The 7,770-nt window shown below is 42.8% G+C and carries 7 protein-coding genes and 1 pseudogene; 4 read left to right on the forward strand and 4 right to left on the reverse strand.

Annotated features, from left to right (window positions below; translation table 11 throughout):
* Positions 1-120: 120 nt before the first annotated feature.
* Positions 121-255: pseudogene (locus tag EWV84_RS11340) on the forward strand (prepilin-type cleavage/methylation domain-containing protein); the annotation flags it as partial.
* A gap of 13 nt (positions 256-268) precedes the next feature.
* On the opposite strand, the gene EWV84_RS11345 reads toward EWV84_RS11340, so the two are convergent.
* Positions 269-625 carry a 4a-hydroxytetrahydrobiopterin dehydratase gene (locus EWV84_RS11345; protein ID WP_287078082.1) on the reverse strand — a complete coding sequence of 119 codons (357 nt, stop codon included), beginning with the start codon at positions 623-625 and terminating at the stop codon, positions 269-271.
* A 221-nt stretch (positions 626-846) separates the two neighbouring features.
* Between EWV84_RS11345 and EWV84_RS11350 the strand changes: the two genes are divergently transcribed.
* The gene (locus EWV84_RS11350; RefSeq protein WP_158199866.1) at positions 847-1,443 is read left to right on the forward strand and encodes a nucleotide-binding protein; all 597 of its coding nucleotides are present in this window, start codon (positions 847-849) and stop codon (positions 1,441-1,443) included.
* 155 nt (positions 1,444-1,598) lie between these two features.
* Positions 1,599-3,125, forward strand: a complete 1,527-nt coding sequence (bchB, locus tag EWV84_RS11355; protein ID WP_287078083.1) for a ferredoxin:protochlorophyllide reductase (ATP-dependent) subunit B — start codon at positions 1,599-1,601, stop codon at positions 3,123-3,125.
* Between the two features lie 46 nt (positions 3,126-3,171).
* Here bchB and EWV84_RS11360 read toward each other — a convergent pair whose 3' ends face one another.
* Both EWV84_RS11360 and lipA read right to left on the reverse strand, forming a co-directional pair.
* Entirely contained in the window at positions 3,172-4,299 is a 1,128-nt protein-coding gene (locus EWV84_RS11360) for a class I SAM-dependent methyltransferase (protein ID WP_287078084.1), read from the reverse strand.
* Between the two features lie 196 nt (positions 4,300-4,495).
* On the reverse strand, positions 4,496-5,380 hold the full coding sequence (gene lipA, locus EWV84_RS11365; RefSeq protein WP_287078085.1) for a lipoyl synthase: 885 nt from the start codon (positions 5,378-5,380) through the stop codon (positions 4,496-4,498).
* A 206-nt stretch (positions 5,381-5,586) separates the two neighbouring features.
* Between lipA and EWV84_RS11370 the strand changes: the two genes are divergently transcribed.
* Complete coding sequence (locus EWV84_RS11370; protein ID WP_287078086.1) at positions 5,587-7,335, forward strand: mechanosensitive ion channel family protein; 1,749 nt, start codon at positions 5,587-5,589, stop codon at positions 7,333-7,335.
* Here EWV84_RS11370 and EWV84_RS11375 read toward each other — a convergent pair.
* Positions 7,332-7,490, reverse strand: a complete 159-nt coding sequence (locus EWV84_RS11375; protein WP_287078088.1) for a PIN domain-containing protein — start codon at positions 7,488-7,490, stop codon at positions 7,332-7,334. The two genes, EWV84_RS11370 and EWV84_RS11375, sit on opposite strands and share 4 nt — an antisense overlap.
* Between the last annotated feature and the right edge of the window lie 280 nt (positions 7,491-7,770).

The raw sequence follows: 7,770 nt of genomic DNA on the forward strand, positions 1-7,770 counted from the left end.
AGATTAAAGATTAGTTATTGTGACTAACTCTTTTGATTAGAACAAGAGAAACTTGAGAATCTTCGGTCAAATTTATTGACTCAAAATCCGCTGTACTTAATTTAAATGAATCAACCCTAGGGGTTAGGGGGTTCTTGGGGACAGTTAGGCAGAATTACTTTAGTTGCTGCCGGTACACCCAATAAAAGCTGTTTATTTTTATTCCGTGTTGATGGTAGTTGGGATATTCGCCAAGATAATAAATGTGTGGGTTAAAGCTGATTTAAAACTAGGGAATCAGGCGATCGATTTGTTGAGCTAAATCAAAATCTAAGTTACTTAAACCTCCCACGTCATGGGTAGTGAGGGAAAGAGTAACGCGATTGTAATTGATGGTAATATCAGGATGATGGCCTAGGGATTCAGCTGGAGTAACTAAGCGATTAACAAAAGCGATCGATTCGATAAAATTGTTAAATTTAAAAGTTTTTTCAATCCGTTGATCTCGTAACTGCCAACCCGGGATAGTCTGTAATTGTTGAGAGATTTCTCGATCGGATAAACGAGTAGCGGGTAAAGAGAGGACTAATTGACCAGTTAACCCAATCATGAAAGCGATCGCTATTACTAAAAATTGCTTCAACATTGAAGACGCTCCCGTAGTTGTGGTGAGCAGAAAAAGTGATCGATCACGAGGGCATAGTCCCAAAATCTAACATTAAGAAACACTTTACACCATAATGTCGAGACAGCCACGCTCAAAAATCTAGAATCCTGACTGATAGCCTTTCTGAACGGAAACTTAGACGGTTTTCAGTCCGTCTGGGAGTACACTAGAAAATACCCATTTATTCCATCGAGCCGTTCATGATTATTTCCGTCGTAGCACTGAAGGGAGGGGTCGGGAAAACCACCACATCGATTCATTTGGCCGCCTATTTTCAGGAAAAAGCGCCCACCTTATTGATCGATGCGGATAAAAATCGTTCGGCTCTCCATTGGTCCCGGGAAGACACCCTTCCTTTTATGGTAGCGTCCCAAGCTGGAGCGACGGGACTGGTGAAACAATACACTCATATTATCGTCGATACCCAGGCCCGGCCAGAGCCAGACGAGCTAAAAGATTTAGCTCAGGGCAGCGATTTATTAATCCTACCCACCACTCCCAATCATCTCGATATCGATGTCACGATTAAAGCGGTAGAATTGCTGTCCACGATGACCGATAATTATCGAGTTCTTTTAACCCAAGTGGATTCACGGACAAAAACAGGACGAGAAGCGCGGAAAGCTCTAGAAGAAGCAAAATTACCCCTATTTAAGCGAGAAATTCCCCGTTTAGTTGCTTTTGAACGAGCGGCCGAAAAAGCAGTCATCGTCAAAGATTATCCCGACCCCCGGTCCAATTTCGGTTGGCTTTGTTACCAAGCGGTCGGTAAAGAAATTTTTGCCCTAATGACATAAATTGTTAAAAAAGTTAATATTAATATTTGTGTCATTTTTCCCCAAAAAGATACTTAATCTGTATGGGGACTTTTTGTAATCTTCCGTTAAGCGTTCACTCCTAAATCGGTAAAGTCTGAGACAATCAAAAAAGTCTGACTGTAGGAGAACCCTCTATGAAATTGGCCTATTGGATGTATGCGGGTCCCGCTCATATTGGCACTTTAAGGATCGCCAGTTCCTTTAAAAATGTTCATGCTATCATGCACGCTCCTCTGGGAGACGATTATTTTAACGTCATGCGCTCGATGTTGGAAAGGGAGCGTAATTTTACCCCCGTCACTACTAGTATTGTCGATCGTAATGTTTTAGCCCGGGGTTCCCAAGAAAAAGTCGTCGATAATATTGTTCGCAAAGATCGCGAAGAAAGTCCCGATTTAATCGTTTTAACCCCCACCTGTACCTCCAGCATTCTCCAAGAGGATTTACAAAACTTTGTCGAAAGAGCGCGACAGGATGCCGAGGGGGATGTGCTGCTGGCCGATGTCAACCACTATCGCTATAATGAACTACAAGCGGCCGATAAAACTCTCTATCAAATTATCAAATATTATCTCGATAAGGCCCAGAGAAAAGGGGAAATTATCTCGCAGAAAACCCCTAAACCTTCGGTTAATATTATCGGCATTACCACCCTCGGTTTCCATAACCAACATGATCGCACAGAATTAAAGCGGTTAATGGCAGATTTGGACATTGAAGTTAATGACATTATCCCCGAAGCTGCCTCCGTAGAAAACTTAAAAAATCTGCCCCGCGCTTGGTTTAATCTGGTTCCCTATCGAGAAGTGGGATTAATGACAGCCAAATATCTCGAAAGTGAATTCGCCATGCCTTACGTTGATATTACCCCCATGGGAGTGGTGGAAACAGCGCGCTGTATTCGCAAAATTCAAGAGGTAATTAATGCCCAAGGTGCGGCAGTAGATTACGAAGATTTTATCAATGAACAAACTCTGCATATCTCCCAGGCTGCTTGGTTTTCTCGTTCCATTGACTGTCAGAATTTAACGGACAAAAAAGCGGTGGTTTTTGGTGATAATACCCACGCAGCCGCTATGACAAAAATTCTCGCCAGAGAGATGGGAATCCATGTGGTTTTAGCGGGGACTTATTGTAAGTATGATGCCGATTGGTTCCGGGAACAAGTGAGTGAATATTGCGATGAAGTGTTAATTAGCGATGATAATGGGGCGATAGGAGATGCTATTGCTCGGTTGGAACCGGCGGCGATATTTGGTACTCAAATGGAACGTCATGTGGGCAAACGTTTAGATATTCCCTGTGGAGTAATTGCCGCACCTATTCATATCCAAAATTTCCCCCTCGGTTATAAACCTTTCTTAGGTTACGAAGGCACTAATCAGATCGCCGATTTGGTCTATAATTCCTTTACTTTGGGCATGGAAGATCACCTATTAGAGATATTCGGTGGTCATGATACAAAAGAGGTAATTACTAAAGGTATTTCGGCAGATTCTGACCTAAATTGGAATAAGGAAGCGACGGCAGAATTGCAGAAAATCCCCGGTTTTGTGCGGGGGAAAGTCAAACGAAATACCGAAAAATTCGCCCGGGAGCGAGGTATTGGTGAAATAACTTTAGAGGTAATGTATGCCGCTAAAGAATCTGTAGGAGCTTAATTATTCTTGGGGCTGAAATTTAACAGCATTCAGCCCTTTTTTTTAGTTATTTACTTAATCCCTGAAGTATTCTTTCTTCTACTCCTTTCCCCTGAATTAACACTCCAAATCCTCCTAAACCGGTGGGATTGATTAATTGATGTAGGGCATCTCGACGCTGAAATATAGTTAATATATCGATTTTTCCTTGAGAAAGTTGATTTAATCTATCCCCTAATCCCAAAGCCATTAAAAATAATCCTTGCTGAGTAAAACCGAGATTTTTTAAGCCTAATTTCTCCCCTTGACGTTGTAAAGCGGTAAAATCCACATGAGTGGTAATATCTTGTTCTCCCACCCACAAATAAGGATGATCATGACGCTGATGTTGTCGATAACATTGTAGGGTTCCTTGACTTCTTTGGGGATGATAATATTTTTCGGCAGTGTAACCATAATCTATGGTTAAGATATAACCTCGATCGAGTTTCCGATTAACCGTTTCTAACCAGTCTAAAGCTAATAAGTTTACCTCGGTTTGATAACCCTCCGGATAAAGTGGGGAAGGAATATTTATCCCGACTAAATCAAAATAGTCTTTGATGCTGTCGCTGGATAAATCTCCGATAATCTCCTGAAAAGGTTCCCCCAATTCCAGATAAATTTCTCGCAATTCCCCTGACTCAATCACAACTCGATGGACAGGAAAAGCATCGATTAACTCATTACTAAACACACAACCCACAAGGGAATTATCGGCCAAATTCGGCCAACTTTGCCAAGATACTGGGGAATATCCCGCTAAAGTTGCCTGTTGTCTTTCCCTGAGTTTCTGAGATTGTTCGATAATTATATAACTGAGATTTTGATAAAAATCAGCATAGTTATCACTTAAATAATCAAGGATATCTTTCGCTAAAATTCCCGAACCTGCTCCCACTTCCACTAAAGTAAATCCCGGCGAATTGCCTAAAAATGCCGCCATCTCGACAAATTGCTCCGCCAACAATTGACCAAAATCTGCCCCTAGGGACGAGGAAGTAAAAAAATCTCCTTTTGAGCCAATTTCTACTTTTCCAGAGGCGTAATAGCCATAATCGGGGTGATAGAGAGCTAAATCCATCCAGCGCTCGAAGCTAATTCGACCCGCTGCTGATTGTTTAATTTCCTCGCCGATGATTGCTTCTAAATTCATCTTAATCAGTAAACAGTAAACAGGTATAAAGATAAAGATAAAGATAACTAATACTAAATCCGTTGAATATAGGCTACATAAGGGGAATAAATAATCAGTCTTTAATAACCAGATTTAGTATAACTAACTAATTAACTTAAAACTTACATCTGATAACTGATAACTGATCACTGATAACTGATAACTGATCACTGATTTACTCTCCGGCATGATAGGAACTACGGACTAGGGGGCCAGATCTAACCTGGGAAAAACCCATTTTTTGGGCAATTTCTCCCAACTCGCTAAATTCTGCGGGAGTCCAATATTTCTGTACGAGCAAATGTTCCAGAGAAGGACGCATATATTGACCAATAGTAACTCGATCGCAGTCGATCGCGCGTAAATCTGCCAAAGTCTCGATAATTTCCTCTTTTGTCTCACCGTGACCGACCATTAAGCCGGATTTCGTCGGAATTGACCGATCGATTTCCTTAACATAACGCAAAACCGCCAAAGAGCGATCGTATTTAGCACCGCGTCTAACTGGCCCTTGCAAACGGCGCACCGTCTCGATATTGTGATTGTAACAGGCAGGTTTTGCCCCTACCACCGTCGCCACCCGTTCCTGTTGACTTCCCTTACCCCCAGCAAAATCCGGGGTTAACACCTCAATTAAAGTGTGGGGATTGAGTTCGCGAATGGCTGTCATCGTCCGCACAAACCAACTGGCTCCGCCGTCTTGCATATCATCTCTGGCTACAGAAGTCAAGACAACGTAACTTAAATTTAACAATTGCACCGCTTCCGCCACTTTTTGCGGTTCCTCGACATCGAGAGGCATGGGTGCATGACCCTTATCCACTTGACAAAAAGCACAGGAGCGGGTACAGGTGGGACCCATCAACAAAAAAGTCGCCGTACCTTGGGCATAACATTCGCCGCGATTGGGACAGCGACCCTCCTCGCAGATAGTATGAATGTTCCTTTGTTTGATAATGCGCTGAACCGTGGAAATTTCGCTAGATTTGCCGATTGAACGCCGTAACCAAGCGGGTAAAGACGTAATTTCCTCGCGCCACTGTGGGGGTATATTGGACATGAGAAGTTAAGTAAGGTGTTGGGGATTGCAGTGATCGGTAATCAGTTATCAGTTATCAGTGGGGGGTTGGGGAGAAGGGAGAAGGGAGAAGGGAGAGGGACGACTAACCCCCCAAAACGAAAACTTCCTATCTCACCATAAAGATAACTGCTATAAGCTGAGAAAGCGAGTCAAGATCATTGTTAATCAAAAAGGAAATTTGGGTAATGGGACGACGGCAACGGGGAAAATTTTTAAATCTGGTCATTCAAGGATTGGCGGGTTGCCTCTTGGTTAGTATATTTGTTCTTAATTCCCTGCCATCCCTAGCCCAAAATTTTCTGGTTCCATTTGCATCTCCCACGGGGACAAGGATTTTTGTAGCCGGGGATATAGAATATGCTTCCGTGTATTTAGATGGATTTGCCTTATTTCAGATTGCCTCCCAAGATTTTACCGCTTCTAGGGTGGAAGCGGCCCAGGAAATCTCCCCAGTACAAAGACGGGCTAGGCGCATTGAAAGAGGCTTAAATAATATTATCAATGGGGGTTTCGATCCGACAACCTTGCAAGTAAGTCCGGCGACCCTCAATAATTTAACCGTGATTGTGGCCAGGGATAACCAGAATTTACCGCAACAGGTAATTCTGACAGTAACAGAAGTTGATGCCCTGATCGATTCTTCTTCTGTTGCCGATTTAGCGGACAGATGGGTTAAAATCATCCAAACAGCTTTGCTCCAAGCTTGGCAAGAACGTCAGCCCGCCGCTCGCCGGCAACAGGTAATGACTGCCACTATAATTATTTTCGGGATGGTTTGCTTAAGCTGTTTATTAATTTGGTGGCAGAAACGTTTAAGAAATCGCTTCAATCTCCTCAAAAGACAAGCTAAAAGTCAATCTGATCGGAATTTACCCATAAATTCCCCCTCCACCAAAGATCGCTCCCAAGAACCGATTTTAGCCTCTGTGGAAGATTCCTCTAATTTCCGTCAACAGGCTGATATTCAGCGACAACTGACGTTAAATATTCTCTGGAAAAGACTGGCTCTCATTGGACTGATACTGCTTTGGTTTGGCGGAATAGCGGCGATTTTGTATGTATTTCCTGAAACTAGGCTAGAAGGACGCGGGATAATTCGTATTCCTTTACGGATTTTTATTATCTGGTTGCTGCTGACATCAGTGAGCAATATGATTAATCTCTACGTTAATTCTCGGCTACGGGAGTGGGTAGAGGAAGGAGCGGTTTTTTCCGAAAATTTGGAAAGGAGGATTCTGCGCGCTCCAACTTTATTAAAAGTTTGGCGAGAAATTATCACATTTATTGCTATTTTTCTGGGGATTTTGATTTTTTTTGCCTGGATGGGTCTTTCTTTCGCCTTTTTACTCACAGGAGCCGGTTTAGTGGGAGCATTGCTCACCTTTGCCTTTCAGGATCTTTTAAAAGATTGGATTAACGGTTTTCTGATTGTCTTTGAAGACCAATACACTGTTGGTGATATGATCCAGTTTCAGGAGTTTATTGGTTTGGTGGAAAATCTGAGTTTGCGAGCGACTCAATTGCGGGCTGCCGATGGACGTTTAATCACTATTGCCCATAACCAAATTATTAGCGCACACAACCTCAGTAAAGATTGGGCGCGGGTCAATTTTACCATCGAAGTCGCCTATGACACCGAGGCAGATCTGGCGATCTCTTTAATGGCAGCCATCGCTGAAAATATGGCTGTAGATCCACAATGGCAAGAAGATATCATCAATCCTGTGCAGGTTGCTGGTGTTAGTCGGGTTTCTCACACAGGAATGGAAATTATGCTCAGAATTGTCGTCAAAAGATTACGACAATGGGACATAGAAAGAGAGTATCGTCGTCGTCTAAAAATTGCTTTTGAGGAGAAGGGAATTCACATCGGTATCCCCCAACAAAGTTTCCTCATAGCACAAGATAAAGAACAATTCAAAGGACAGTTTTAAAGGGGAGCATTTTCTATCGGTATGGCTTCGGTCAGGCATGACCAAGTTGTGACGAGAGGCTTTGCTAAACGCATTACCGTATTTCTGTAGGCTTTATGTTGGGGTTGGGTGCGATCAACCAAACAAAGCAGGACTCCTGCATCACACAGGATCATAGCTCTAGTCCTTGTTGCCGATATTTTTCGAGCAGGAGTTGTTGGTAGTCGTTTATTGGTTCCGGTGAATTGACAGTTAAGCCATCTACGCCTTCAAACCATTGTAACCACATTTCTATCAGTTTTCCATCAGGCTGAGTGTCAAAGGTTTTGACTCGATATTTATCGAAAATTTGGGTTAAAACCCCGTCCTTTGAGGACGGCTTTAAGCTACAATGGAAAAAGCGATAACCAAGCTAAAAACTGAACCTTGACAACAGATAGTAGGGGGTTTCGTTCA

Source organism: Microcystis sp. M_QC_C_20170808_M3Col (genome assembly GCF_007095505.1).
GTDB lineage: Bacteria > Cyanobacteriota > Cyanobacteriia > Cyanobacteriales > Microcystaceae > Microcystis.

Coding starts and splice junctions, on each gene's coding strand:
- bchB (WP_287078083.1), top strand. CDS start 1,599: ATGAAATTGGCCTATTGGATGTATGCGGGTCCCGCTCATATTGGCACT.
- lipA (WP_287078085.1), bottom strand. CDS start 5,380: ATGTCCAATATACCCCCACAGTGGCGCGAGGAAATTACGTCTTTACCC.
- EWV84_RS11375 (WP_287078088.1), bottom strand. CDS start 7,490: ATGATCCTGTGTGATGCAGGAGTCCTGCTTTGTTTGGTTGATCGCACC.
- EWV84_RS11350 (WP_158199866.1), top strand. CDS start 847: ATGATTATTTCCGTCGTAGCACTGAAGGGAGGGGTCGGGAAAACCACC.
- EWV84_RS11345 (WP_287078082.1), bottom strand. CDS start 625: ATGTTGAAGCAATTTTTAGTAATAGCGATCGCTTTCATGATTGGGTTA.
- EWV84_RS11370 (WP_287078086.1), top strand. CDS start 5,587: ATGGGACGACGGCAACGGGGAAAATTTTTAAATCTGGTCATTCAAGGA.
- EWV84_RS11360 (WP_287078084.1), bottom strand. CDS start 4,299: ATGAATTTAGAAGCAATCATCGGCGAGGAAATTAAACAATCAGCAGCG.